This is a genomic window from Streptomyces sp. NPDC052301 (assembly GCF_044593395.1).
Lineage (GTDB): Bacteria > Actinomycetota > Actinomycetes > Streptomycetales > Streptomycetaceae > Streptomyces.
Genome location: NZ_JBIUBE010000003.1, coordinates 407,844 through 434,218, shown reverse-complemented (window position 1 = coordinate 434,218; position 26,375 = coordinate 407,844). Strand labels below are relative to the sequence as shown.

The following is a 26,375-nucleotide window of genomic DNA, read 5'->3' as shown; positions in this document are numbered from 1 at the left end:
GCTCGCGGACCGGTGCGGTGCGTCTACCGTGGAGGGGTGCCTACCATCACCGCCGAGCCCGGCCCCCTCACGCCCGAGGCACTGCTCCCCTGGATCGCCGGGGTGCGGACCCTGCTCCTCACCGATCCGCGCGAGGAGACCTTCGTCCGGCTCCCCGCCGCGGAGACCAGGGTGGTGCTGCGGGTGGGGCGGGGCGGGCGGCGTGACGTGCTGGCCGTCGGACCGCGGGTGCGGGCCTCGTACCACCCGGGCAAGGCCCACCTGTCGTGCGTGGAGCTTCGTCTCGCGCCCGGCACGACCCGTCCCCTGCTGGGCGTCCCGGCCGCCGCGCTGGTCGGCCGGGCCGTGCCGCTGGAGGAGCTGCCCGGCGAGACGCCCCGCCGGCTCGCGGCCGCACTGCGCCCACTGGATCCGCGGGAGGCGTCCGCGCAGCTGGCCGAGGCGCTGCCCGCCCTGTTGCAGGCCGCGGTGGATCCCGCTCGTACGGCGCTGCTGCGGGCGGGGGTCGACGCGCTGTCGGTCCGCCTGGACCGGGCACCCGCGCAGGTGCGCCAGGTGGCCCGCGAACTCGCGGTGAGCGAGCGTCAGTTGCGCAACCTGTTCGCCGAGGGCGTCGGTGTCTCACCGAAGCACTACGCCCGCATCGACCGGGTCCGCACGGTCCTCACCCGGGCCGCGAGCGCCCCCTGGTCCGATCTCGCCGTGGCCACCGGCTACTACGACCAGGCACACCTGACGTCGGACTTCCGGTCCCTGATGGGTGTCCCGCCCCGCTCGTACCTCACCGGCCGGCTGCCCGCGGCCACCCCCTGCCGGTTCGGCACCGGGGCCTAGAAACAAGGTGCGCGCCACGGCCCCGCCTGCCATGCTCCGGGTCCATGCCCGCACGACGCGTCAGACCCGGCCGGTACATCTCCGTCGACATCGAGGCCGACGGCCCCATCCCGGGGCCGTACTCGATGCTGAGCGTCGGCGCGGCCGTGGCCGGCACGCAGGACGCCGGCGGCTTCACCCCGGAGGATCCGCAGCGGCTGACGTTCTACCGCGAACTGCGTCCGATCAGCGAGGACTTCGTGCCGGAGGCGCTGGCGGTCAGCGGGCTGGACCGGGAGCGGCTGACGGACGAGGGCGCCGAACCGGGCGTCGCCATGGCGCAGTTCGCCGCCTGGGTGCGCGAGGTGAGCGCGGGCGCGCAGCCGGTGATGTGCGGCTATCCGGCGTCGTACGACTGGACGTTCCTGTACTGGTACCTGATCCGCTTCACCGGCGAAAGCCCGTTCGGCCACTCGGGCTGTCTGGACATGAAGACGCTCTACGCCACCAAGGCCGGGCTGCCGTTGCGGGCGGTGGCCAAGGGCACGATGCCCAGGCACCTGCTGTCCCGGCGCCGCCACACGCACCACGCCCTCGACGACGCGGTCGAACAGGCCGAGCTGCTCGCCAACCTCATGGCGTGGCCGGGTCCTTGCACCACGGAAGGCGGGGCGGGTACGGCGTCCTCCGTACCCGCCCCGCCGGTTCCTCGCCGGTTCAGTGTGCCGCGGCGATCTCCTCCCCCGCCTCCATCGGGTGGGTGACGTCCTGGGCCTCACGGCTCCGGCCGAGGTGGTTGAAGAGGAGGTTGAGCACCACGGCCGTCACACAGCCGGTGGAGATGCCCGAGTCCAGGACGATCTTCGCGGTCTGCGGGAACGCGTGGTAGAAATCCGGCGCGGTGATCGGGATGATGCCGACCGCCAGGGAGACGGCGACGATCAGGACGTTGTTGTCCCGGTCGAGGCCGGCCCGCATGAGGGTCTGGATGCCGCTCGCGGCGACCGAGCCGAACAGGACGACGCCGGCGCCGCCGAGGACCGGGCGGGGCACGACCGCGATCAGCGAGGCGGCCATCGGGCACAGACCCATCAGCACGAGGAAACCGCCTCCCGTCGCGACGACGTACCGGCTGCGGATCCGCGTCATCGCCACCAGGCCGATGTTCTGGGCGAAGGCGCTGCACATGAAGCCGTTGAACAGCGGGCTGAGCGCCGATCCGAGGGTGTCGGCACGCAGGCCGGCCGCGATCGTCCTCTCGTCGGCCGGGCGTTCCACGATCTCGCCGAGGGCCAGCATGTCGGCCGTGGACTCCGTCATCGAGACCACCATCACCACGCACAGCGAGAGGATGGCGGCGAGCTGGAACCGGGGGGCGCCGAAGTGGAACGGGGTGGGGAAGCCCACCACGTCGGCGTGGGCGACGGGACTGAAGTCGGTGACGCCGAACGGTATCGCGATGAGGGTGCCGCAGATCAGGCCGAGCAGGACGGCGATCTGCTTGACGAAGCCCCGGGTGAACCGGCGCAGCAGCAGGACGATCAGCAGGGTGATGCCGGCGAGGGAGAGGTAGGTCGTCGAGCCGTAGTCGTGGGCCTCGGGGTCGGGGCCCTGGGCCCAGCCGAAGGCGACCGGCAGCAGGGAGACACCGATCAGGGTGATGACCGAGCCGGTCACGACCGGCGGGAAGAAACGGATCGCCTTGCTGAAGAAGGGGGCGGCGAGGAAGCCGAGGAGGCCGGCGACGATGACCGCGCCGAAGATGATCGGCAGGGCGTCGGACTTGTCGTGGGTGGAGGCGACCACCGCGGTCATGGGGGCGACACCGGCGAAGGTGACGCCGTTGACGAAGGGCAGCCGGGCACCGATCTTCCAGATGCCGAGCGTCTGCAGGAAGGTGGCGAGGCCCGCGGTGAACAGGCAGGCGCCGGTGAGGAACGTCAGATCGGTGGCGGACAGGCCCACGGCCGCGCCGACGATCAGGGGTGGGGCTACGACTCCGGCGTACATGGCGGCCACGTGCTGCAGGCCGCTGGTCGCCATTTTCAGGGCGGGGAGTTTTTCGTCTACGGGATGGGCGGCCACGGCTGCTCCTCCGGGCGGGTGACACGTCGTGGGGCGACGCGGGTTTCATGGAGGTGGTGCGGGTGGTCGTGCGGGACCGTGACGGGGGTGTGGCGACATGTCTGAGCGGGGGTGGGGACCGGTGACCGTACCGGGGCGCGCGCGTGGAAGCGCGCGCCCCGGACGGCTGCCGTGAATCCCGCTCGGATTCACGGCCCCGGCCGGGAGCCGTCCCTCTCGGCCGGAGTTCTTCGACAGCCCGGGTGAACGACCCGGCTGTGCGACCCGGAGCGGATCAGCCCTGAGCGGTGATCCGGGCGAGGCGCTGGGCCTCCTCGCGGGTGGAGCGGGCGATGGCGTCCTCGTCGACGGTGAGCAGCCGGCCGTTCTCGACGACCTGCTCGCCGTTCACGAAGGAGGCGGTGACCGGGGCCGCGGCACCGAAGACCAGCGCGGTCACCGGGTCGGCGATGGAGGCGTGGGCGAGCGTGTCCATCTTCCACAGCACCACGTCGGCCAGCTTGCCCGGCTCCAGCGAGCCGATCTGCTCCGCCCGGCCGAGGACCTGGGCGCCGCCGTAGGTGCCGAGCCTGAGCGCCTGACGGGCGTTCAGCGCGGCCTCGCGGTGCGCGCCGAGGCGGTTGATCAGCAGGGCGTTGCGCAGCTCGGTGTGCAGCTCGCCGGACTCGTTGGAGGCGGTGCCGTCGACGCCGAGGCCGACCGGGACGCCCGACTTCAGCATGTCGGGGACGCGGGCGATGCCGGCGGCGAGGCGGGCGTTGGAGGAGGGACAGTGGGCGACACCGGTCTTCGTGCGGGCGAAGGCGGCGATGTCGGAGTCGTTCATGTGGACGCAGTGCGCCATCCACACGTCCTCACCGAGCCAGCCCGTGGACTCGAAGTAGTCGGTCGGGCCCATGCCGAACAGCTCGTGGCAGAACTTCTCCTCCTCCACGGTCTCCGAACCGTGGGTGTGCAGCCGCACCCCCAGCCGGCGGGCCAGCTGGGCGCCGTCCCGCATCAGCTCGGTGGAGACGGAGAACGGCGAGCAGGGGGCGACGGCGACCTGGGTCATGGCGTCGAAGGAGGCGTCGTGGTGCTTGCGGACGGTCTCCTCGGTCGCGCTGAGCGCGCCCTCCAGCGTCTCCACGGCGAAGTCCGGCGGCAGACCGCCGTCCTTCTTGCTGCGGTCCATCGAGCCCCGGGCCAGCGTGAAGCGGACACCCATCTCGGCGGCGGCCCGGATGATCGAGCCCGACAGGTCGCCGGAGCCGTGCGGGTAGACGTAGTGGTGGTCCATGGCGGTGGTGACACCGCCGCGGGCCATCACGGCCAGGGATCCCTGCGCGGCCGCGTACGTCATCTGCTCGTCGATGCGCGCCCAGGTGGGGTAGAGCGCGACCAGCCAGTTGAACAGGTTGTGGTCGGTGGCCAGGCCCCTGGTGATCCACTGGTAGAAGTGGTGGTGGGTGTTGACCAGGCCGGGCGTGGCCAGATGACCGCTCGCGTCGATCCGGCGCACCACGTTCTCGAGGCCTTCGGGGGCCTTGCCCGCGCCGACGGACTCGATGCGGTTGCCGGCGAGGACCAGGTGTCCGGAGGCGTACTCCGTGTCGCCCGCGTCCACGGTCGCGATCGCACAGTTCTCGATGACGATGCGCTGGGCTGCCGATGGTGCCATCGTGCTTCCTTGTCTTTCAGTGGCGGGCCCGTGAACGGAGGGGCCCGGAAGGGATGTCCACGGGGAGGGCACGGCAGGACCCTAGGAGGATTTGAGTGCCGGAGCCGCTTGGCCACTCCGGGTGCCGAGATGATGGAAGAACAGATTGAGCAGGACCGCGACGAGCGCGCCGGCGCTGATGCCGGAGCCGAGCACGGTCTGCGCCCAGGCCGGGAAGCCGGCGTAGAAGGTGGGTGCGGCCAGCGGGATGATGCCGGCACCGAGCGCCACGGCCACCAGGATGATGTTGGAGCTGTCGTCCAGGCCCGCCTCCGACAGCGTACGGATACCGCTGACGGCGATCGAGCCGAGGAGCACGATACCCGCACCGCCGAGGACCGGCATGGGCACCAGCGAGACGACCGCGCCGAGGACCGGGAAGGCGCCGAGGACCAGCAGGGTGCCGCCGGCGACGGCGACGACGTAGCGGCTGCGCACCCGGGTCAGCGAGACGACGCCGACGTTCTGCGCGAAGGCGGAGGTGGGGAAGCCGCCGAAGACCGGACCGAGCAGGGTGGCGATGCCGTCGGTGCGCAGGCCCCGGGTGATGGTCCTGGCGTCGGCGCGGCGGTCGCAGATCTCGCCGAGGGCGAGCATCCCGGCGGAGCTCTCCGTCATCAGCACCAGCATCACGATGCACAGCGAGAGGATCGCCGCGGGCTGGAACTCGGGCGCACCGAAGGCGAACGGGGCGGGCAGCGCGGCGACGGGGGCGGACCTGAAGGCGCCGGAGTCGGCCATGCCGAAGGGGATGGCGACCAGGGTGCCGACGAGCAGCCCGAACAGCAGGGCGACCTGCTTGACGAAGCCACGGCCGAAGCGCTGGACGAGCAGGATGACGGCGAGGGTGAACCCGGCGAGCGCGAGGTGCCTCATGGCGCCGAAGTCGGCGGCGGTCTTGTCGCCGCCCTGCGCCCAGCTCACCGGGACCGGCATCAGCGTGACGCCGATCAGGGTGATCACCACGCCGGTGACCAGGGGCGGGAAGAAGCGGAGCAGCCGGCCGAAGAACGGGCCGATCACCAGGCAGAAGACACCGGCGACCATCACCGCGCCGTAGATGGCGGGGAGCTGGTGGCCTGTGCCGTTCGTCTCGGCGATCGCGAGGATCGGGGCGATGCCGGCGGAGGAGGCGGCGTTGACGAAGGGCAGCCGGTTACCGACGAGGCCCTTGACACCGATGGTCTGCAGGATGGTCGCGACACCGGCGATGAGCAGACTCGCGGCGATCAGCCGGGTGCGGGCCGCGACGTCGAGTCCGCAGGCCTGGCCGATGATGAGCGGAGGAGTGACGACGCCCGCGTACATCGCGGCGATGTGCTGGAGCGCGGCGGGGACGAGCCGCGAGAGGTGGAGCTTCTCGTCCACCGGGTGCACGGACGTGACGGCGTCCTCGGTGTGCACCGGCGGGGTGGAACAGGGGGCTTTCGCCGGCCCCTTTGCAGGCAGTGCCATGGTGTTCCCTCCGGTGTGGCGCGTCCCCGGTCCGGGTGGCGGGACCGGGGACGCGCGTCCCGCGTCAGAGGTTGGTCATGTCGACCGGGATCTGCGGCTCACAGCCGTCCCGGAGGATGGTCGCCTCGATCAGGCCGTAGGGCCGGTCGGCGGCGAAGTAGACCTCGTTGTCGTTCTTGAGCCCGAACGGCTCCAGGTCGACCAGGAAGTGGTGCTTGTTCGGCAGCGAGAAGCGGACCTCGTCGATCTCGCTGCGGTTGTTGATGATGCGCGCACCCATCTGGTACAGCGTCTGCTGCAGCGACAGGGAGTAGGTCTCGGCGAAGGCCTGCAGCATGTGCTTCTTCACCTGCTCGTAGGACTTCTCCCAGTGGGGCATCTTCTGCTCGTCGTCGGTCCAGTTGAACCGCCAGCGGCCGGAGACCGAGGTCGCGAGGATGCGGTCGTACGCCTCCTGCAGGGTGGTGTACTTGTCCTTGACGTAGCCCCAGAACTCGGAGTTGGTCGAGTTCATCACCGTCAGGTCCTTCAGACCCGAGATGACCTCCCACCGCTCACCGTCGTAGGTGATCTGGGTGACACGGGTCTCCTGGCCCTTCTTCACGAACGAGTGCTTGACCTCGTCCGCGCCGATGAACCGGGAGTTGGCGTCGGAGGTCTCGATCCGCTCCCAGGCGTACTCCTCGATCCGGATCCGGGCGCGGTGGATCGCCGGCTGCGAGGTGACGAAGTGGCGGGCCAGGTGGATGCCGAACTGCTCCGCGGACTCGATGCCGTACTCCTTGGCGAACGCGAACACCGTGTTCTTGGTGGTGTCGGTCGGCAGGACGTTGGCGTTGGAGCCGGAGTAGTGGACCTCCTCCATGTCGCCGCTCAGGGCGACGGAGACGTTGAGGTCCTTGATGTGGTGGGTGGCGCCGTCCCGCGTGATCTTGACGACTCGGTTCTCGGCCTTGCCGTACTGGTTCTGTCCCAGGATCGTGGGCATTTAGCTAGCTCCCTCGGTAAACGGAGTAGCCGAACGGGTTGAGCAGCAGCGGCACGTGGTAGTGCTCCCCGGGCTTCACGGCGAAGGTGATCGCCACCTCGGGGAAGAACACGGCACCGCTGTCCCGATTCGCGGGGGCGTCCTGCTGCGCATCGGCTTGCTTGTTCTCGGACTGCAAGAAGTACGCCTCGACGGCGAAGTCGAGCCGTACGTGTGTGGTCCCCTCCGGCAGGGCCGGCAGGTCCTTGCACCGGCCGTCGGCGTCGGTCGCGGAGCCGCCGAGCGCCTGCCAGTCCGCGTCGCTCCCGGCACGGGCGGCGAGCTGGACGGCGACGCCCTCGGCGGGGCGGCCGATCGAGGTGTCCAGGATGTGCGTGGACACGGAGGCGGTGGTGCTGGTGCTCATGGTGTCAGGCGTCCTCTTCGACGAGTCGGGCCAGTCGGATACGGTTGATCTTGCCCAGCTCGGCGCGGACGATCTCCCGCTCCTGCTCCGGCGAGTTCCCGATCCGCTCCTTGACCGCGTCCCGCATCTGCTCACCGGTCCGGCCGGTGGCGCAGATCAGGAACACATGGCCGAACTTCTCCTGGTAGGCCAGGTTGAGTTCGAGCATCTCGGCCTTGAGCTCCTCGGCGGCGCCGGCCATGCCGGCCTGCTCCCGCGCGGAGGTCGGATCGCCGGGCCTGGGCCGCCCGATCGGCGGGTGCCCGGCCATCGCCTCCTCGAGGTCCCCCGTCGTCAGCTCGGCCATGGCGGCGTCACTGGCGGCGCAGAGGTCCTCCACGGCGGCGTACGGACGGGCGGCGAGCAGTCGCCGGGCCCACTCGGTGGAGGCGCACGCCTCGTGGAGGGCGGCGAGGGCCGCCGACTCCTCCAGGGCGTTGAACCGGGCCAGACCCGGGGGCGTGGAAGTCGAAGTCACGGGAGCCTCCGTGGCCGGATGCGGCCTTCGTGCTGAAGCGGGCTGCCGATAGCTAACGCCCCCGGAAACGCCACGTCAACACTTTGTTGAAAAATCGGCGTAACAAGCCGCACCGACGCGGGGGCAGCGCCACCGAAGGGGCGCGGGCCGTCTCGACATGCGACTCCGCCGCGTGGGCGCGCCCGGCCACGACGGCGCGACGGCCGCCCGACGGCACCCGGAGGCACCTCCGCACGGCGCACCCGCCTCCCCCCGGCGGAGCGCTACGCGCCCTTCTCCCGGTTGAGGTAGTTGTAGACCGTGAAGCGGCTCACTCCGAGCGCGCTCGCCACGGTCTCCACGCCGTGCCGCACGGCGAAGGCACCCCGCGCCTCCAGTATGCGCACGACCTCCTGCTTGGACCTGCGGTCCAGGTCGGCCAGCGGCCGGCCCTGCCGGCGTTCCATGGCCGCGAGGATGTGGTCGAGGGAATCGGCGAGCTGAGGCAGGCGAACGGCGACGACGTCGACCCCCTCCCAGGCGAGGACGACGTCCTCGCGACCGGCCTCGTCCGGCGGGATCATCTCCGCGCCCATGGCGTCGACCAGCGGCTTCACGGCCGCGATGAAGGGCTCTTCCCCGGCCACTACCGCCCCTCCCCGATCCCGTCCTCGATCACGTTGACCTGGAGCGAGACCCGGGTGGCGCCGGCCTCCAGCGTCTTGCGCAGCAGCGCGTCCACGGCGGTGAGCACGCGATCCGCACCCCCCTCGGCCGTGTTGCCGAACGGGCCGACGTCGACGGCGTCCAGCTCGGCCGTCTCGATGACCTCCCGCGCCACCACGGCGTGCGCGGGCGCCTCGTCCAGGTCGAAGGGCTCGGTCGTGAACTCCACTCTCAATCGCACGCGCTCAACCTAACGCGCGGCGGGGGTTTTGGGACCTCCCGGCCGGGACGAGGTGCGGACAGCCGGCCGGCCCCTCTTGACAAGCACCGACGCCCGGCGGCAATCTTCCATTAAGCAGAAATGAACTTCCGCATTACGGAAAACGACCACGGAAGGGAGCGCGGCCCGAATGGGATTCGCAGACCAGCGCTTCAACGTCAACCTGTCGATCCTCTTCACGGAACTCCCGCTCCTGGAGCGTCCCGCGGCCGCCGCCGCGGCGGGCTTCACCGCGGTCGAGCTGTGGTGGCCCTGGGTCGACTCCCCCACCCCCGAGCAGTCCGAGCTCGATGCCCTGAAGAAGGCGATCGAGGACGCGGGCGTCCAGCTCACGGGGCTGAACTTCTACGCCGGACAGCTGCCGGGCCCGGACCGCGGCGCCCTGTCGGTCCCCGGTGAGGAGTCGGAGAGGTTCCGCGCCAACATCGACGTGGCCGTCGGCTTCGGCCGGTCCCTCGGCTGCACGACGTTCAACGCCCTCTACGGCAACCGCGTCGACGGCGTGGACCCGGCCGAGCAGGACGCGCTCGCCCTGGAGAACCTGGTGCTCGCGGCCCGGGCCGTCGGCCGGGTCGGCGGAACCGTCCTGATCGAGGCCCTCAACCAGCCCGAGTCGCCGAAATACCCGATCGTGAGCGCGCCCAAGGCCGTCGAGATCGTGGACAGGGTCAACGCGGCGACGGGCCTCGGGAACGCCAAGTTCCTCATGGACCTGTACCACCTGTCCATGAACGGCGAGGACCTGCCCTCGGTGATCGAGCGGTACGCGGCGAGGACCGGGCACGTGCAGATCGCCGACAACCCCGGCCGCGGCGCCCCCGGCACGGGCGCGCTCCCGCTGGAGGAGCTGCTGGACCAGCTGAAGAAGGCCGGTTACGAGGGCTGGGTGGGCCTGGAGTACAAGGCCGGCGACCGCCCGAGCGCGGAGGCCTTCGACTGGCTGCCGCGCGAAGCACGCGCGGCGCGCTGAACACCCCGACTTTGCAGAGCAGTTGAGAGAGGCACCCCCATCATGAGCAACCTTCCCAAGATCGCCTGGATCGGCCTCGGCATCATGGGCTCCCCCATGTCCGAGAACCTGATCAAGGCGGGTTACGACGTCACCGGCTTCACCCTGGAGCAGGACAAGCTGGACCGCCTGGCCGCCGCCGGCGGTACGGCCGCCGCCTCGATCGCCGAGGCCGTGCGGGACGCCGACGTGGTCGTCACGATGGTGCCCGCGTCCCCGCAGGTCGAGGCCATCGCCTACGGCCCGGGCGGCATCCTGGAGAACGCGCGGCGGGGTGCCCTGCTGATCGACATGTCCTCGATCACCCCGCAGACCTCCGTCGACCTGGCCACCGCGGCCAAGGACAAGGGCATCCGGGTGCTCGACGCCCCGGTGTCCGGCGGTGAGGCCGGCGCCATCGAGGCCGTACTGTCGATCATGGTCGGCGGCGAGCAGGCCGACTTCGACCAGGCCAAGCCGCTCCTCGAGGCGCTCGGCAAGACCATCGTGCTGTGCGGTCCGCACGGCTCGGGCCAGACCGTGAAGGCCGCCAACCAGCTGATCGTCGCCGTGAACATCCAGGCGTGCGCCGAGGCCGTGGTCTTCCTGGAGAAGTCCGGCGTCGACCTGAAGGCCGCCCTTGACGTCCTCAACGGCGGCCTGGCCGGCTCGACGGTGCTGACGCGGAAGAAGGACAACTTGCTGAACCGCGACTTCAAGCCGGGCTTCCGGATCGACCTGCACCACAAGGACATGGGCATCGTCACCGACGCCGCCCGCAACGTCGGCGCGGCCCTGCCGGTCGGCGCCGTGGTCGCCCAGCTCGTCGCGTCCCTGCGTGCCCAGGGTGACGGCGGCCTGGACCACTCGGCCCTGCTGCGGGCCGTCGAGCGCCTCTCCGGCGCCCAGGTCTGACCCGGCCCCAAGGCTTCCGGGCGGCGCCGCCGCTGACACCTGTCCTGTCGCGCCCAGGCGGCGGCGCCGCCCGGATTCAACTTCAACAAACTGTTGACGTTCAGATGGCCCACTTCTAGGCTCCACCAAGACTTCTAGGCTCCACAAAGCGGAAGAAGATTTCCGCTGCCACCGCACGGAAGGTCCACGATGTCGAAGCGCGTGCTCACGACAGAGGCCGGCGCACCGGTCGCCGACAACCAGAACTCCGCCTCCGCCGGCGTCGGCGGCCCGCTCCTGATCCAGGACCAGCAGCTCCTGGAGAAGCTCGCGCGCTTCAACCGCGAGCGGATCCCCGAGCGCGTGGTGCACGCCCGTGGCTCCGGCGCGTACGGCCACTTCGAGGTGACCGACGACGTCACCGGCTTCACCCACGCCGACTTCCTCAGCGAGATCGGCAAGCGCACCGAGGTCTTCGTGCGCTTCTCCACGGTCGCCGACTCGCTCGGCGGTGCCGATGCCGTCCGTGACCCGCGCGGCTTCGCGGTGAAGTTCTACACCGAGGAGGGCAACTACGACCTCGTCGGCAACAACACCCCGGTGTTCTTCATCAAGGACCCGATCAAGTTCCCCGACTTCATCCACTCGCAGAAGCGGGACCCGTTCACGGGCCGCCAGGAGGCGGACAACGTCTGGGACTTCTGGGCCCACGCCCCCGAGGCCACGCACCAGGTGACCTGGCTGATGGGCGACCGCGGCATCCCCGCGTCCTACCGCCACATGAACGGCTACGGCTCGCACACCTACCAGTGGACGAACGCCGAGGGCGAGGCCTTCTTCGTCAAGTACCACTTCAAGACGAACCAGGGCATCCGCTCCCTCTCCGCCGAGCAGGCCGCCGAGCTCGTGGGCAAGGACGCCAACTCGCACCAGACCGACCTGCTCCAGGCGATCGAGCGCGGGGTGCACCCGTCCTGGACCCTGTACGTGCAGCTGATGCCGGCGGCCGAGGCGGCGGACTACCGCTTCAACCCCTTCGACCTGACCAAGGTCTGGCCGCACAAGGACTACCCACTGCAGCGCGTGGGCCGCCTGGTCCTCGACCGCAACCCGGACAACGTCTTCGCCGAGGTCGAGCAGGCCGCCTTCTCCCCGAACAACTTCGTTCCGGGTATCGGCCCCTCCCCCGACAAGATGCTCCAGGGCCGCCTGTTCGCCTACGCGGACGCCCACCGTTACCGCCTCGGTGTCAACCACACCCTGCTGCCGGTCAACTCCCCGAAGGCCGTGCCGGGCGGCGCCCGGAACTACGGCCGCGACGGCTACATGGCGTTCAACGCCCAGGGCCGCGGCGCGAAGAACTACGAGCCGAACTCCTACGACGGCCCGGTCGAGACCGGCCGCCCGCTGTCGGCCCCGCTGCCGGTGAGCGGCCACACGGGCAACCACGAGGCCCCGCTGCACACCAAGGACGACGACTTCTTCCAGGCGGGCGAGCTGTACCGCCTGATGTCGGAGGAGGAGAAGTCCCGCCTGATCGCCAACATCGCCGGCGGCCTCTCGCAGGTCTCCCGAGACGACGTGATCGAGAAGAACCTGGCCCACTTCCACGCCGCCGACCCCGAGTACGGCAAGCGCGTGGAGGAGGCGGTCCGCGCGCTGCGCGAGGACTGAGCCCAGCAAGCCCCGAGCGGCGTACGGAGTCTGACGGGAGGTCATGACGTCCGCACGCGGCCCGCGCAGGACGCCGTACGGCCCGGATGAGGGGTGGCCGACAGGCGGACGGCGCGGGCAGGGCGAGGACCGCGGTGGTCTGCGAGCCAGTGCGGTGGTGAAGGATCCGCGCTCCCCTTCCAGACCAGAGGGAAGGGGCCGCCGGCTCCGTCGCACCCACCGCGGTCCCACCCAGCCCCCTGCCGGGGGCCACCCGCCCCGTCCGGCGGCGCGAACGACCTGTCGCGCCCAGCCTCGCGCCGTCGGACGGTCACCACGTACGAAGCGCTCCCTCGCCGGACCCACGTCCGGCGGGGGAGCGCTCGTGCGTTCCGGGCGCCCGGCACCACCGCCGGCTGTCGGCCGCCGCGGCCCTCCTGCCCGCGCCGCACCGCCGCCCGCACGGCCTCCTCGTCCTCGACGGCACGAGTCCCGGACGCGCCCGCGGCCCCGAGGATCACGTCGCCGTCGGTGACCGGCACACCGCCGGCCCACGGGACGAAGTCACCGCCGTACAGGTGCTGGATGCCGTCGACGATCCCACCGGGCAGCTTGATCGTGCCGGAGGGCTGCAGCGCGAGCGACGCGGTGCGCGCCTTGGCCACGGCGATCCGGCAGGTGAGGTCGTCGGCATACCGCCGTCGTCCCGGCGCAGGACGATCACCTCACCTGCCAGGTCGACACGGCCACCGCCGGCGGAGGGAAGCCTCGCTCGGCACCGACCGCCGGCGCGGTGTGCACCAGCCGGTCCGCGTCGGCCGGCGTCAGCCCGGGCAAGCGTGGATGTCAGACATGCACGCGAAATCAGCACGGCCGTCCGCCGCCCCGTGGCGGTGCGCGCGGGACGGGACCGACGTGCGGGAACGCGAACGCCGCCGCACGCTGAATTCATGGGCAATCCGACACACCATCCGCACATCGTGGTCCACTCCCCGGCCCTGGACGGGTCCCGGCGGGTCACCGAAGGGGACGTGACCCTGGGACTCGCCTCGCACCTGGACGACGTCGTGGAGATCCTGCGGCTGGCCGACCTGGACCGGATCGAGGTGGAGGAGAGCGATCTCATCGAGTGGCAGGGCGGCGGCCCCGACGACTGGCCGGGGCTGTCGGAGCACGAGCTGTAGCGGCCGGGCGTACCGCAGCCGTCGTAGGCGGGCTACGTCATGCTCAAATCAAGCTCTGAACACGGCCGCTCAGGCTTCAACCGCCCCCGGAGTCGGGCAGATTACGGGCACAGGGCCCGCCGGCACGGGGGCGGCGGGCCCTGAACGGGGATGCACGGGGGAACCACGGGGGACGCGCAAGGGCGGCCCGTCCGAGAGGACGGGCCGCCCTTGGTGTTCCTGGGGTGCCGGGCCTGCGGCGGCCCGGCGGATCAGACCTTCAGCGGCTTGACCGAGGTCGGCGCGTGGCCGGGCTCGGTGGCCAGGTCCTCGAACTCGGAGATGTCGCTGATGTCCATGGTGCGGCTCATCGAGATGTTGGTGATCCGCTCCAGGATCGCCTCGACGACGACGGGCACCTGGTGCTCGGCGGCCAGCTTCTTCGCCTGCTCGAAGGCCGCGCCCAGCTGGTCCGGCTCGGTGACCCGGATCGCCTTGCAGCCGAGACCCTCGGCGACCTTGACGTGGTCCACGCCGTAGACGCCGATCTCGGGCGTGTTGATGTTCTCGAACTCCAGGTTGACCTGGAAGTTGATGTCCAGGCCGATCTGCGCCTGCCGGATCAGGCCCAGGTAGGCGTTGTTCACCAGCACGTGGACGTACGGGATCTTGTGCTGGGCGGCGACCGCCAGCTCCTCGATCATGAACTGGAAGTCGTAGTCGCCGGAGAGCGCGACGACCGGGGCTTCCGGGTCGGCCTTGGCGACGCCGATCGCGGCCGGGATGGTCCAGCCGAGCGGGCCGGCCTGGCCGCAGTTGATCCAGTGGCGCGGCTTGTAGACGTGCAGCATCTGCGCGCCGGCGATCTGGGAGAGGCCGATGGTGGTGACGTACCGGGTGTCGGGGCCGAAGGCCTTGTTCATCTCCTCGTACACCCGCTGCGGCTTCATCGGCACGTCGTCGAAGTGGGTACGGCGCAGCAGCGTGGCCTTGCGCTCCTGGGTGGAGGCGACCCAGTCGGCGCGGTCGGGCAGCTTGCCCTCGGCCTTCAGCTCCTTGGCGACCTGGACGAACAGCTCCAGCGCGGCCTTGGCGTCCGAGACGACCCCGTAGTCCGGCGGGAAGATCTTGCCGATCTGGGTGGGCTCGATGTCGACGTGGACGAACTTGCGCTCGCCGCGGTAGACGTCGAGCTTGTAGCCGGTGTGGCGGTTGGCCCAGCGGTTGCCGATGCCGAGGACGAAGTCCGACTCCAGGAAGTTGGCGTTGCCGTACCGGTGCGAGGTCTGGACGCCGACCATGCCGGCGTTCAGCTCGTGGTCGTCGGGCAGCACGCCCCAGCCCATCAGGGTCGGGATGACGGGCGTGTCGGTCAGCTCGGCGAACTCGACCAGCAGGTCGCAGGCGTCGGCGCCGATGACGCCGCCGCCGGCGACGATGACCGGGCGCTCGGCGGCGAGCAGGAAGGAGATCGCCTTCTCGATCTGGGCGCGGGTCGCGGCCGGCTTGTAGACCGGCAGCGGCTCGTACGTCTCCGGGTCGAACTCGATCTCGGTGAGCTGGACGTCGATCGGCAGGTCGATGAGGACCGGGCCGGGACGGCCGGAACGCATCAGGTGGAAGGCCTGCTGGAAGACGCCGGGGACCTGCGCGGCCTCCAGGACGGTCACCGCCATCTTCGTGACCGGCTTGGCGATCGAGGCGATGTCGACGGCCTGGAAGTCCTCCTTGTGGATCACGCTGGTGGGCGCCTGGCCCGTGATGCACAGGATCGGGACGGAGTCGCCGATGGCCGAGTACAGGCCGGTGATCATGTCGGTGCCGGCCGGGCCGGAGGTGCCGATGCAGACACCGATGTTGCCCGGCTGGGTCCGGGTGTAGCCCTCGGCCATGTGCGAGGCGCCCTCGACGTGGCGGGCGAGGGTGTGGCTGATGCCGCCGCCCTCCTCGAGGGCCTTGTAGAACGGGTTGATCGCGGCGCCCGGCACACCGAAGGCGTCGGTGACGCCCTCGCGCTTGAGGATCTCAACTGCCGCGCGGGCAGCGGTCATACGAGCCATCGAGTACTCCTGCCTCGGCTGTCGGTTGCGTACTCCCGTCGCGCCCCGCGGTGAGCACAGTCTCCAGCATGTCAATCTTCCGCATAGCGGAATATAACTTCTACTATCTGGAAGTAATGTAGGGGGGTGGGGTGGACGTCGTCAAGAGAGGCCCGGCCGCCGGGACACGGCAAGCGCCGGACAACGGGGGTGCGGCAGGAGGATGATGGGGGCGCTGTCCCGAGACGACTGGCGTGACGCGACGCCTGGGAGTGGTGGGCCCATGCCCGAGAGCGTGCCGGTGCGCTGTCCGGCCTGTCGGCGCGAGCACGTCTACACCGCGCCGGCGTATCCGTGCGCGTGCGGGGCGCCCACCGCCCCGCGGCTGGATCCGGCCGCCGAGCCGGCCCCGGCGGCGCACCGGACCTGGGACGAGGAGTGGCTCACCGTGCCGTGCGCGGCCTGCGGACGCCTGGGCCAGTGGCCGCACCCGGAACTGGGCTGCCCCTGCGGCACGGTCCTGCGCATCCCGGTGACCCGGACGCCGGCCGGTGACACGGGGACACCGGCGACGGCACCGGCCGCCCGGCGCCCCGCCTTCCGGCCGCGCACGATCCGTACCGCGCGCGACGCGGTCACCGCCGCCGCGCTCTACCTGCACCGGCTCGGCTACCGGGACGTCCGCCGCGCCGACCAGTGGCCCCCGAACGGCATCGGGCTCGCCGCCCGCGGGCTGCTCGCCCAGGTGGACCCGACCGTGCGCCCGGCGGCGCCGCGGGACGTGGAGTGCCTGTGGCTGACGGCGATGACCGAGTCCGCGGACTGTGCGTACTTCTCGCTCGCCGACTACACCGACGAGGCGCGGGCCTGCGCGGACGCGCTCGGGGTCCCCCTGTTCGTCCTCGACCTCGCGGGCGTGCCGCAGCCGGCAAACACCCCGGCCGGCAGACTGCACGCCGAGGGCGCCCCGCGGCCGGGGACCGGAACACGGGACGAGCAGGCCTGAGCGGTCCCCGGCCGGCCGCCGGGCCGGGACCGGAGAAGCCCGGACCGGCACGGACACGCTCGGGGCCCGGCTGCTCGCACCTCGCGGCCCGCCGCAACGGCGGACCGGGACACGGGACGGGCAGATCCGACGGTCTCGCCGGGCCGGCCGTGCCGACGGATCCCGGGCCGAGTGCGCCGCCGACAGCGCGCTCGCCCGCCCGGGACCCGCCGTCGGGCACTCAACGGATGCTCGTTCTCCGGTGACTCACACCCCGTACGTCTCCCGCAGTTCGACCTTGCGCACCTTCCCGGACACCGTCATGGGGAAGGAGTCGAGGGTCTGCAGCCTGCTGGGGACCTTGTAGTGCGCGAGCCGGTCCCGGCAGAAGGCGTGCAGTTCCTCGAGCGTGAGCGGGTCGGCCGGGTCCTGCGGGATGACACAGGCGAGGACCTCCTCGCCGTACTTCTCGTGCGGGACCCCGACGACCTGGACGTCCCTGATCTTCGGGTGGGCGTGGAGGAACTCCTCGATCTCGCGCGGGTAGACGTTCTCACCACCACGGATGATCATGTCCTTGATACGGCCGACGATCTCGACGTAACCGTCCTCGCGCATCACCGCCAGGTCCCCGGTGTGCATCCAGCGGCCCGCGTCCACGGCCTCGGCGGTCTTCCCGGGCTCGTTCCAGTAGCCGAGCATCACGCTGTAGCCGCGGGTGCACAGCTCCCCCGCGGTGCCGCGGGGCAGGGTGACCCCGGTGGCGGGGTCGACGACCTTGACCTCCAGGTGGGGCAGGACGCGGCCGACGGTGCCGGTGCGGTGCTCCAGGTCGTCGTCGATGCGGGTCTGCAGGGAGACGGGTGAGGTCTCCGTCATTCCGTAGCAGATGGAGACCTCCTCCATGTGCATCTCGGCGACCACCCGCTTCATCACCTCCACCGGGCACGGCGAGCCCGCCATGATCCCGGTGCGCAGGGTGGAGAGGTCGTGGTCCGCGAAGCCGGGGAGGTTGAGCTCGGCGATGAACATGGTCGGGACGCCGTACAGGGACGTGCAGCGCTCCTGCTGCACCGCCTCCAGGGTCGCCCGCGGCTCGAAGGACGGCGCCGGGATGACCATGCAGGCGCCGTGCGAGGTGGCGGCCAGGTTGCCCATGACCATGCCGAAGCAGTGGTAGAAGGGCACCGGGATGCAGATCCGGTCCTGCTCGGTGTAGGAGACCAGCTCGCCCACGAAGTAACCGTTGTTGAGGATGTTGTGGTGGGAGAGGGTGGCGCCCTTCGGGAAGCCCGTCGTCCCCGAGGTGTACTGGATGTTGATCGGGTCGTCGCAGGACAGCTCCGCGTAGGCGGCGTCACCGGTCCCCCGCGCGAGCAGCGCCTCCCAGCTCGGGTCGCCGATGTACACGACCTCGCGCAGCTCGGGACACCCGCCCCGCACCTGCTCGACCATCCCCCGGTAGTCGCTGCTCTTGTGACTCGGGGAGGCGAACAGCAGGGAGATCCCCGCCTGTTGCAGAACGTACTCGACCTCGTGGGTGCGGTAGGCCGGGTTGATGTTCACCATGATCGCGCCGATGCGGGCGGTGGCGTACTGGACCAGCACCCACTCCGGGCAGTTGACCGCCCAGATGCCCACCCGGTCGCCCTTGGCCACCCCGCTCGCGACCAGCGCCTGCGCCAGCTCCTCGACCGACGCGCCGAATTCCGCGTACGTCCAGCGCCGCCCGGACACCACGTCCACCAGCGCCTCCCGGTCCGGCCAGGCGGCCACGGTCCGGTCGAGGTTGGCGCCGATGGTGTCACCGAGCAGGGCGGTGGAGCCGGTTCCGTGCGTGTACGACAGCTGGGCGCTCACCGGAAGTCCTCCTCGCGGTACTCGTCCTGCGAGCCCGCGGCCGTGGCCTCGCGCAGCTCGATCCGGCGGATCTTGCCGGAGACGGTCTTGGGCAGCGCGCCGAACTCCAGCCGGCGGATGCGCTTGTAGGGGGCGAGCACCTCGCGGGCGTGCTCGAAGATGACCTTCGCGGTGCCGGGGCCGGGCTGCCAGCCCTCGGCGAGGACGACGTACGCCTTGGGCACGGCGAGCCGCAGCTCGTCCGGCGCCGGCACGACGGCCGCCTCCGCCACCGCCTCGTGCTCCAGCAACGCGCTCTCCAGCTCGAACGGGCTGATCTTGTAGTCGGAGGCCTTGAAGACGTCGTCCGCGCGGCCGATGTAGGTGAGGTAGCCGTCCTCGTCGCGGGAGGCGATGTCGCCGGTGCGGTAGTAGCCGCCCGCCATGACCTCGGCCGTACGGTCGGGATCGCCGTGGTAGCCGGTCATCAGGCCCACCGGCCGCTCGGCCAGGTCGAGGGCGATCTCGCCCTCGGCGGCCCCGGGCGCGCCGGAGACCGGGTCGAGGAGTTCGATGCGGTAGCCGGGACTGGGGCGGCCCATGGAGCCGGTCTTGAGCAGCTGGCCGGGGCTGTTGGAGACCTGCACGGCCGTCTCGGTCTGCCCGAAGCCGTCCCGGATGGTCACGTCCCAGGCCCGCCGGACCTGTTCGATGACCTCGGGGTTGAGCGGCTCCCCGGCGGCGACCGCCTCGCGGGGCGGGGTGCGCAGCTGGCCGAGGTCGGCCTGGATGAGCATGCGCCACACGGTCGGCGGCGCGCAGAACGTCGTCACCCCGGCCCGGTCCATCTCGGCCATCAGCCGGGCCGCGTCGAAGCGGGTGTAGTTGAAGAGGAAGACGGTCGCCTCGGCGTTCCACGGCGCGAACAGGTTGGACCAGGCGTGCTTGGCCCAGCCGGGCGAGGAGATGTTCAGGTGCACGTCACCGGGTTGCAGGCCGATCCAGTACATGGTCGCCAGGTGCCCGATCGGGTACGAGGTGTGGGTGTGCTCGACCAGCTTGGGGCGGGCGGTCGTGCCCGAGGTGAAGTAGAGCATCAGCGGATCGTCGGCCAGGGTCGGGCCGTCGGGCAGGAACTCGGCGGGGGCGGCGTACGCGTCCTCGTACGGCTCCCAGCCCTCCTCCGGCAGGCCGCCGACCGAGATCCGGGTGTAGGCGCCGGGCACCTCGGCGAACTTGGCGGTGTCCTCCGCCCGCGCGATCACGTGCCGGACCCGGCCGCGCTCCACCCGGTCGCGCAGGTCGGCCGGGCCGAGCAGCGGGGTGGCCGGGATGACGACCGCGCGCAGCTTCATCGCGGCCAGCGCGGTCTCCCACAGCTCGGCCTGGTTGCCGAGCATGACGAGGACGCGGTCCTCGGCGGCGACACCCCGCTCGCGCAGCCACCGGGCGACCCGGTTGGAGCGCTCGGACATCTCCGCGAAGGTCAGCCGGGTCTCGGTGCCGTCCTCCTCGACGATGTGCAGCGCGGTGCGGTCGTTGCCGGCGGCGATCGCGTCGAACCAGTCCAGCGCCCAGTTGAAGTGCCCCGGCCGCGGCCAGGAGAAGCCCTCGTAGGCGGTGGCGTAGTCCTCCCGGTGTTCCAGCAGGAAGTCCCGGGCGCTGCGGAACAGATCGGTCGCCGTCGTCATCTGGTGCCTCCTAGGTTCCGGACCATTGCCGGGCGGCTCTCTGGCATCGTCTAATCCGTGATGCAGGTCTCACTACCCCCGAACGGGGGTGTGGGTCACCGAAGGGGCGAACAGGTGACGGCAGATGCGGCAGGGGCAGTGGAGATCGGCACGGCGCTGGCCCGGCTGCGGCGTACGACGGGACTGCCGGTGGCGTTCGGCGGGCTGGTGGAGTCCGGCCGGCCGCAGATCCGCATCAGCGAGCTGAGCGGCACGGCCACGGCCGCGCTGCGCTCGCTCGCGGTGACGTCGGGCAACGGGCTCGGCGGCAAGTCGGTGGCGCTGGCCCGGCCCTGCGCGGTGACGGACTACTCCAGCTCCCGGCAGATCAGCCACGAGTACGACGTCCCGGTGGCCGCCGAGGGTATCCGCTCGGTGCTGGCGGTGCCCGTCGTCGTACGGCGGCGGGTGCGCGGGGTGCTGTACGGCGCACTGCGCGCGGCGCAGCCGCTCGGTGACCGCACGCTGGGCGCGGCGATGGCGGTGGCACGGGACGTGGAGCAGGCGCTGGTGGTGCGGGACGAGGCGCGGGGGCTCCTGGCACAGGCCCGGCCTCAGGGCGCGGACGGGGAACGGGGCGCCTCCTGGGAGCAGGTGCGCGAGGCGCACGCGGCGCTGCGGGCGCTGGCGCCCCGGATCACGGACCCGCAGCTGCGGGCCGAACTGCTCGCCGCCTGCGGCCTGCTGACCGCTTCCCGTCCCGCCGGAGGCGCGAGCCTGGCGCCACGCGAACTGGACGTGCTCTCCTGGGTGGCGGCGGGCGCCACCAACGCGGCGGTGGCCGAGCGGCTGGGGTTGCGCCCGGAGACGGTGAAGGGCTATCTGCGTTCGGCGATGCGGAAGCTGGGCGCGCACACCCGAGGGGAGGCGGTGACCGCGGCCCGCAGGGCGGGACTGCTGCCGTAGGAGCGGACCGGGAGGCCGGGGCGACAGCCGTGAGGAAACTGTCCATTCATTCGGTGACACCTTGAATTTACATATGCTTGACCGTTTGTTATTTCCCTCACCACGGCTTCCGTCCGAATTTCATCGATCGTTGCCTAGAATTTGGCCCGGACACGACACACGAGGGGAGCGGTGACCGTGCGACGGGACTTCCAGGAGCCTGCCAGGTGCCGCCCCGACCTGGTCATCGGCCGCGAGGACCTGTTCGCCGGAGCCCGGGACCAACTCGCCTCGGGCGGCAGTGTGCTGCTCCACGGTCCCGCCGGAATAGGGAAATCCACCGTCCTGCGGGCATTGGCCGAGGAATACGGCGCCACCGTGCGGACCGTGTTGCGCTGCTCGGCCACGGAGTCCGAATCCCACCTCCCCTTCCTCGCCCTCGCCGACCTCCTCGGCCTGGTCCTCGACGAGGTCTCCCCCCGGCTGCCCGCCGCCCAGCGCACCGCCCTGGAGTCGGCGCTCACCGGCCGCGGCGAGTCCAGCCTGCAGCGCGACGGCCTGGCGCTGCGCCTGGCGGTGCTCTCCGCGCTGCGCACCCTGGCCGCCCGGGGCACCGTCCTGGTCGTCGCGGACGATCTGCAGTGGCTGGACCCGGCCAGCGCCGAACTGCTCGGCTTCGCCGCCCGCCGCCTGGAGGGCACCCCGGTGCAGCTGCTGTGCGCGGTACGCACCGAGGGCCAGGAGAGCCAGGAGTACGACCGGCATCTGCGCGCCTGCCCGCCGGACACCCTCGCGGTCCGGCTGGGCCCGCTCTCCCGCACCCAGGTCGCCGATCTGCTCGACCACCGCGGCCACGGCCGGCTGCCCCGCTCCACGGTCCGCGAGATCCACCGCACCAGCGGCGGCAACCCCCTGTTCGCCCTGGAGCTGGGCCGTGCCCTCGCCGACAGCCCCACCCCGCCCCGGCCGGGCGAGCCGCTGCCCGTGCCGACCTCCCTGCGCGCCCTCGTGCTCAGCCGGCTGGACATGCTGTCCGTCGAGGCCCGCCGCACCCTGCTGGTGGCCAGCGCCGGCGCCCGCCCCACCCCGGCGCTGCTGCACGCGGCCGGCCGGGAGAACGCCGAGGCCGAGTGCGCCCAGGCCGCCGAACTCGGGCTGCTGGCCACCGAACCCGACGCCCCCGCCGTACGGTTCGCACACCCGCTGATCTCCGCCGCGCTGTACGCCGAGGCGCCCGCCCACGAGCGGCGGGCCGCGCACGCGGCGCTGTCCACGGCCGCCTCCGACCCGATCGAGCGGGCCCGGCACCTGGCCCTCGCCACCACCGGCACCGACCCGGAGGTCGCCGACCGGCTCGCCGAGGCCGCCGCCCTCGCCCGGGACCGGGGCGCCCCGTCGGTCGCCGCCCAGCTGGGGCTGCTCGCCGCCCGGCACACCCCCGCCGACGGCGTGCCCGGCCAGGAGGAGCGCCGGCTCACGGCCGCCGAGGACGCCATCACCGCCGGCGAGGTGGACCTGGCCCGGGACATCGCCCGGGAGGTGCTGACCCGGGCGAGTGTGCCCGCCGACCGGGTGCGGGCCTGGATCATCGTCATCGACACCGCGGGCCACACCATGGCCGAGGTCGACGCCGTCTTCCCGCAGGCCCTCGCCGACGCCGGCGACGACCCGCGGCTGCTGGCCCTGGTGCACTACCAGCTGGCGTGGCGGGCGCTGATCGTGGAGGGCGACTTCACCGAGGCCCGCGAGGCCGCCGCGCACGCCGCCGAGCTGGCCGCGCGCGGCAAGGACCGGCGCACCGAACTGCTCTCGCTCGCCTTCCAGGCACAGACCGAGACCCTGATGGGCCATCCGGAGGCGCCCCGGACCATCAAACGCGCCCTGAGGGAGCCTCAGGACCCCAGGGTGGCCTGCCATCACAACGGGGCGGGCAGCGCCCGGTTCCGCTGGCTGGTCATGGGCGACCAGCTGACCGAGGCCCGGGCGACGGTCACCGCGCTGCTGCGCGAGGTGCGCCGGCGCGGCTCCGTGGAGAGCGAGGTGCACTTCCTGCGCGGCCTGGCCGAGACCGAACTGCGCGCCGGGCACTGCGGCCGGGCCCTGGAGCTGGCCCGGGAGAGCCTGCGCCTCGCGCGGGACTCCGGGATCGGGGAGACCGCCTCCGCGATGCTCACCTCCCTCGCGGAGGCCTCCGGCGGCGACGTGGACCGGGCCCTCGCCCTCGCCCGGGAGGCGGTGGGGCACGCCGAGGAGGACGGCGACCAGATGTACCTCTCGCGGGCGCTGGGCGCCCTCGGGTACGCCCAGTTGGTGGCCGGTGACCCGGCGGGCACGGTGCGCTCACTGCGCCGGGTGCGCCGACTGGAGCTGGGTCTCGGCATCACCGACCCGGCGCGGGGCCGCTGGCAGGGGGACCTCGCCGAGGCACTGGTCCGCATCGGTGAACCGGCCGAGGCGCAGGACGTCATCGACGCCAGCCGCGAGCACGCGCTGCGGCTGGGCCGGGACAGCGTCCTCGCCGTCCTCGACCGCTCGGAGGCCCTGGTGCGGGCCGCCCAGGGTGACACCGAGGCCGCCTTCGCCCAGCTGACGTCCGCTCAGGACCGGCTCGGCAAGCTCGGCTACGGCCTGGAGGAGGCGCGGGCCGCGTTCGCGCTGGCCCGGCTGCGCGGCCGGCGGCCCGCCACGGGCTCACGCACCCCGGAAGCGGCCCGGAAGGCCGCGGGGGCCTTCGACGAGGCCACCCGGATGTTCCGCCGCTGCCGGGCGCTGCCCTGGCTGCGCCAGGTGGACGACGTCCTCGCCATCCCCGAGCAGGAACCGGCCCTGGCCGTCCCGGACGCGCTGGACGCCCTGGAGGTGCTGGCCGCGATGGAGCGTCAGGTGGCCGCGCTGGTGATGGAGGGCGCCACCAACCGGGAGATCGCCGCGCGGCTGTTCATCAGCGTGAAGACGGTGGAGGCGACCCTGACCCGGGTCTACCGCAAGCTCGGGATCCGGTCGCGGGTGGACATCGTCCGATTGGCGGCAGGTCGGCGCGCGCGCTGAGCAGCGCTCTTGTTAACTGATCCGGACCGAGGGTTTTCCCTCACCCCACCCCCTAGGGGGTTCCCTCATTGGGAGCCGAGGGTTCCGGGTCCTAGCGTAAGGGGCGTGCCGCTCGCCCGGGCATACGGGGGTCGGTCCCGCGACCCCCGTGAAGCACCCCCGTCCGCGCGACCCCCCACCGGTGCAACCCCCACTGAGGAGACTCATGTTCGGGCTCAGACGTGCCAGACAGTTCGCCGTGCCTGTGGTGGCCTGCGCCGCCGCGGCGACGGCGCTGCTCGCCTCCCCCACGGCGAGCGCCGCCCCGCAGCCGATCGTCGGCGGTACGACCACCACGACGGCCGCGTACCCGTTCGTCGTGCAGATCACGGACGCCTCCGGCGACCAGTTCTGCGGCGGCACCCTGGTGGCCGCCAAGAAGGTCGTGACGGCCGCGCACTGCATGGCCGGCGAGTCCGCGAGCAGCGTCCGGGTGGTCGGCGGGCGCACCTACCTGAACGGCACCGACGGTACCGTCAGCAAGGTCAGCAGGATCTGGGTCCATCCGGACTACACGGACGCCACCAACGGTGACGACGTGGCGGTCCTGACCCTGGCGACGTCGATGCCGTACAAGCCGGTGTCGTTCGTCTCCTCCTCCCAGACGGGCGTCTACGCGGCCGGCACCACGGCCCGCATCCTCGGCTGGGGCACCACCTCGGAGAACGGCGGCTCCTCCAACCAGCTGCGGACCGCGACCGTCCCGGTCGTGTCCGACACCGGCTGCCGTTCCTCCTACGGTTCGGACTACGTCCAGTCCGACATGGTTTGCGCCGGATACACCTCCGGCGGCGTTGACACCTGCCAGGGCGACAGCGGCGGTCCCCTGATCATCGGGGGCGTCCTGGCAGGGATCACTTCCTGGGGCGAGGGGTGCGCGGAGGCGGGTTACCCGGGTGTCTACACCCGGCTGACCACCTTCTCGGACCTGGTGACGGCACAGGTCACCTCGTGACGGGAAAGGTCTCCTGAGCACGACTCAGGTGAGAAACCAGGGGGCGTTGCGGGCTTCCACGAGCAGCCCGCAACGCCCCCTATCCACCGTTACGGCTGCTTGTCGGCGGTGAGCTTCCCGGCGGCGCCCCAGCTGTCGGCCGGGACCTCGTGGATCCACACCTGCACGGTCTCCGCCGGGATCCGGTACGCGTCCACGAACGCGTCCGTAACCCGCTTGACCAGCTCCCGCTTCAGCTCGACGTCGCGCGGACCCTGCTGGATGGTGACGATCGGCATCTCTGAACTCCCCTGAGCGGTGTTCCTGTTCGGTGGGTCCAGTCCATCGCGGCGCGGCTCGCGGACCAAGGGGCAGTCCGCGACCGCAGCGATCAGCTTTCGTGATCGCCGCAGGCCGTCACCAGTTCCTCCAGGTGTGGCGAGGGATCGGCGACGGGTACGGCGAGGCCGGTGGCCAGGGCGAGTCCGGGTGCGCCGAAGGGGACGTAGGCCACCCGGGGGGTGCGCAGCACGCGCGCGTGGGAGGCGTAGACGACCGTCCACAGCGGCCGGGCGCCGATGGTGGCCAGGGTGTCGTACAGGGAGCCGCCGACCGGCCCCGGGACCGGGTCGAACCCGGCGGCGCGGCAGGCGCCGAGGACCAGGTCGACCAGGGCGGGGTTGTTGCGGCGCGCGGTGAGCGCGAGGGGCAGTGCGGCGAGGTCCGTGAGGGCGATCTCGTCCCGTCCGGCGAGCGGGTGCGTGGCCGGCAGGGCGGCCACCAGCGGGTCGGGCCACAGCGGCAGCACCCTTATGCCGGGCGGCGGTTCGGCCGACCGGACGAACGCGGCGTCCAGCTCGCCCGCCGCCACCCGGGCCAGCCGTTCGCCGACGGGCAGCGAGTGCAGCTCCACGGGCACGTCCGGTGCCCGTTCGGCGAACGCGGCGAGCACCCGGTCCAGGTGCTCGCCGAGGCCGGTGCTGGTGCCGAGCCGCAGCCCGGCGGGCCGGGCGACCGCGGCCCGCGCCTTCTCGGCCGCGCCGAGCACCGACCGGGCCTCGGGCAGCAGCCGTTCCCCCGCCGCGGTCAGCCGCACCCGGCGCGGTGAGCGGTCGAACAGTTCGGCCCCCAGCTCCCGCTCCAGCCGCTGTATCTGCTGGCTGACCGCGGACTGCACGATGTGCAGCCGCTCCGCCGCCCGCCCGAAGTGCAACTCCTCGGCGACGGCGACGAAATAGCTGAGCTGGCGGAGTTCCATGGGCCCGACTGTAGAACGGGTGCCGGGGCGCG

Annotated in this window: 24 protein-coding genes; 10 read left to right on the top strand and 14 right to left on the bottom strand. The window is 71.8% G+C overall.

The window, feature by feature from the left end; genetic code table 11:
- The first annotated feature begins 36 nt into the window (after positions 1 to 36).
- The gene (locus ACIHEJ_RS09190; protein WP_400133465.1) at positions 37 to 834 is read left to right on the top strand and encodes a helix-turn-helix domain-containing protein; all 798 of its coding nucleotides are present in this window, start codon (positions 37 to 39) and stop codon (positions 832 to 834) included.
- Positions 835 to 878: 44 nt separating this feature from the next.
- Positions 879 to 1,577, top strand: a complete 699-nt coding sequence (locus ACIHEJ_RS09185; RefSeq protein ID WP_400133464.1) for an exonuclease — start codon at positions 879 to 881, stop codon at positions 1,575 to 1,577.
- On the opposite strand, the gene ACIHEJ_RS09180 is transcribed toward ACIHEJ_RS09185, so the two are convergent.
- From ACIHEJ_RS09180 to ACIHEJ_RS09145, 8 genes are all read right to left on the bottom strand, one after another.
- Complete coding sequence (locus ACIHEJ_RS09180; RefSeq protein WP_400133462.1) at positions 1,531 to 2,898, bottom strand: nucleobase:cation symporter-2 family protein; 1,368 nt, start codon at positions 2,896 to 2,898, stop codon at positions 1,531 to 1,533. The two genes, ACIHEJ_RS09185 and ACIHEJ_RS09180, sit on opposite strands and share 47 nt — an antisense overlap.
- 274 nt (positions 2,899 to 3,172) lie before the next feature.
- Positions 3,173 to 4,558: an 8-oxoguanine deaminase gene (locus ACIHEJ_RS09175; RefSeq protein WP_400133461.1), complete on the bottom strand. Its 1,386-nt coding sequence runs from the start codon at positions 4,556 to 4,558 to the stop codon at positions 3,173 to 3,175.
- 81 nt (positions 4,559 to 4,639) lie between these two features.
- Entirely contained in the window at positions 4,640 to 6,052 is a 1,413-nt protein-coding gene (locus ACIHEJ_RS09170; protein ID WP_400133459.1) for a nucleobase:cation symporter-2 family protein, read from the bottom strand.
- 64 nt (positions 6,053 to 6,116) lie between these two features.
- Positions 6,117 to 7,040, bottom strand: a complete 924-nt coding sequence (gene pucL, locus ACIHEJ_RS09165; RefSeq protein ID WP_400133457.1) for a factor-independent urate hydroxylase — start codon at positions 7,038 to 7,040, stop codon at positions 6,117 to 6,119.
- Positions 7,041 to 7,044: 4 nt separating this feature from the next.
- Entirely contained in the window at positions 7,045 to 7,446 is a 402-nt protein-coding gene (gene uraH / locus ACIHEJ_RS09160; RefSeq protein WP_400133455.1) for a hydroxyisourate hydrolase, read from the bottom strand.
- Positions 7,447 to 7,450: 4 nt separating this feature from the next.
- Positions 7,451 to 7,963 carry a 2-oxo-4-hydroxy-4-carboxy-5-ureidoimidazoline decarboxylase gene (uraD, locus tag ACIHEJ_RS09155; protein ID WP_400133453.1) on the bottom strand — a complete coding sequence of 171 codons (513 nt, stop codon included), beginning with the start codon at positions 7,961 to 7,963 and terminating at the stop codon, positions 7,451 to 7,453.
- A gap of 263 nt (positions 7,964 to 8,226) precedes the next feature.
- On the bottom strand, positions 8,227 to 8,538 hold the full coding sequence (locus tag ACIHEJ_RS09150; protein WP_400134004.1) for a helix-turn-helix domain-containing protein: 312 nt from the start codon (positions 8,536 to 8,538) through the stop codon (positions 8,227 to 8,229).
- 50 nt (positions 8,539 to 8,588) lie between these two features.
- Entirely contained in the window at positions 8,589 to 8,849 is a 261-nt protein-coding gene (locus tag ACIHEJ_RS09145) for a hypothetical protein (protein WP_400133451.1), read from the bottom strand.
- Between the two features lie 169 nt (positions 8,850 to 9,018).
- Here ACIHEJ_RS09145 and ACIHEJ_RS09140 point away from each other — a divergent pair, with 169 nt between their 5' ends.
- From ACIHEJ_RS09140 to ACIHEJ_RS09130, 3 genes are all read left to right on the top strand, one after another.
- Entirely contained in the window at positions 9,019 to 9,858 is an 840-nt protein-coding gene (locus ACIHEJ_RS09140; RefSeq protein WP_400133449.1) for a TIM barrel protein, read from the top strand.
- Between the two features lie 42 nt (positions 9,859 to 9,900).
- Entirely contained in the window at positions 9,901 to 10,791 is an 891-nt protein-coding gene (locus ACIHEJ_RS09135) for a 2-hydroxy-3-oxopropionate reductase (RefSeq protein ID WP_400133447.1), read from the top strand.
- Positions 10,792 to 10,980: 189 nt separating this feature from the next.
- Entirely contained in the window at positions 10,981 to 12,444 is a 1,464-nt protein-coding gene (locus tag ACIHEJ_RS09130) for a catalase (RefSeq protein ID WP_400133445.1), read from the top strand.
- A gap of 41 nt (positions 12,445 to 12,485) precedes the next feature.
- On the opposite strand, the gene ACIHEJ_RS09125 is transcribed toward ACIHEJ_RS09130, so the two are convergent.
- Positions 12,486 to 13,094, bottom strand: a complete 609-nt coding sequence (locus ACIHEJ_RS09125; protein ID WP_400134002.1) for a heme-binding protein — start codon at positions 13,092 to 13,094, stop codon at positions 12,486 to 12,488.
- A 279-nt stretch (positions 13,095 to 13,373) separates the two neighbouring features.
- Between ACIHEJ_RS09125 and ACIHEJ_RS09120 the strand changes: the two genes are divergently transcribed.
- Positions 13,374 to 13,607 carry a hypothetical protein gene (locus tag ACIHEJ_RS09120; RefSeq protein WP_400133443.1) on the top strand — a complete coding sequence of 78 codons (234 nt, stop codon included), beginning with the start codon at positions 13,374 to 13,376 and terminating at the stop codon, positions 13,605 to 13,607.
- 251 nt (positions 13,608 to 13,858) lie between these two features.
- Here the strand turns inward: ACIHEJ_RS09120 and gcl are convergent, their stop codons facing one another.
- Positions 13,859 to 15,646: a glyoxylate carboligase gene (gene gcl, locus ACIHEJ_RS09115; protein ID WP_400133441.1), complete on the bottom strand. Its 1,788-nt coding sequence runs from the start codon at positions 15,644 to 15,646 to the stop codon at positions 13,859 to 13,861.
- 262 nt (positions 15,647 to 15,908) lie between these two features.
- Between gcl and ACIHEJ_RS09110 the strand changes: the two genes are divergently transcribed.
- Positions 15,909 to 16,631 carry a hypothetical protein gene (locus ACIHEJ_RS09110; RefSeq protein WP_400133439.1) on the top strand — a complete coding sequence of 241 codons (723 nt, stop codon included), beginning with the start codon at positions 15,909 to 15,911 and terminating at the stop codon, positions 16,629 to 16,631.
- A gap of 246 nt (positions 16,632 to 16,877) precedes the next feature.
- Here the strand turns inward: ACIHEJ_RS09110 and ACIHEJ_RS09105 are convergent, their stop codons facing one another.
- Together ACIHEJ_RS09105 and ACIHEJ_RS09100 are read right to left on the bottom strand one after the other, a co-directional pair.
- Positions 16,878 to 18,470 carry an AMP-binding protein gene (locus ACIHEJ_RS09105; RefSeq protein WP_400133437.1) on the bottom strand — a complete coding sequence of 531 codons (1,593 nt, stop codon included), beginning with the start codon at positions 18,468 to 18,470 and terminating at the stop codon, positions 16,878 to 16,880.
- Positions 18,467 to 20,140, bottom strand: coding sequence for an AMP-binding protein (locus ACIHEJ_RS09100; RefSeq protein WP_400133435.1), 1,674 nt, complete (start codon positions 20,138 to 20,140; stop codon positions 18,467 to 18,469). Before ACIHEJ_RS09100 ends, ACIHEJ_RS09105 begins: the two co-directional genes overlap by 4 nt.
- 114 nt (positions 20,141 to 20,254) lie before the next feature.
- On the opposite strand from ACIHEJ_RS09100, the gene ACIHEJ_RS09095 reads away from it, so the two are divergent.
- The 3 genes from ACIHEJ_RS09095 (at position 20,255) to ACIHEJ_RS09085 (ending at position 25,106) form a co-directional block, all read left to right on the top strand.
- Complete coding sequence (locus tag ACIHEJ_RS09095; RefSeq protein WP_400133433.1) at positions 20,255 to 21,085, top strand: LuxR C-terminal-related transcriptional regulator; 831 nt, start codon at positions 20,255 to 20,257, stop codon at positions 21,083 to 21,085.
- Positions 21,086 to 21,256: 171 nt separating this feature from the next.
- Positions 21,257 to 24,112 carry an ATP-binding protein gene (locus ACIHEJ_RS09090; RefSeq protein ID WP_400133431.1) on the top strand — a complete coding sequence of 952 codons (2,856 nt, stop codon included), beginning with the start codon at positions 21,257 to 21,259 and terminating at the stop codon, positions 24,110 to 24,112.
- 205 nt (positions 24,113 to 24,317) lie between these two features.
- Positions 24,318 to 25,106, top strand: a complete 789-nt coding sequence (locus tag ACIHEJ_RS09085; protein ID WP_400133429.1) for a S1 family peptidase — start codon at positions 24,318 to 24,320, stop codon at positions 25,104 to 25,106.
- An 89-nt stretch (positions 25,107 to 25,195) separates the two neighbouring features.
- Here ACIHEJ_RS09085 and dmpI read toward each other — a convergent pair whose 3' ends face one another.
- Positions 25,196 to 25,384, bottom strand: a complete 189-nt coding sequence (dmpI, locus tag ACIHEJ_RS09080; protein WP_400133428.1) for a 4-oxalocrotonate tautomerase DmpI — start codon at positions 25,382 to 25,384, stop codon at positions 25,196 to 25,198.
- Between the two features lie 92 nt (positions 25,385 to 25,476).
- Positions 25,477 to 26,343: a LysR substrate-binding domain-containing protein gene (locus tag ACIHEJ_RS09075; RefSeq protein ID WP_400133426.1), complete on the bottom strand. Its 867-nt coding sequence runs from the start codon at positions 26,341 to 26,343 to the stop codon at positions 25,477 to 25,479.
- Positions 26,344 to 26,375: the final 32 nt, after the last annotated feature.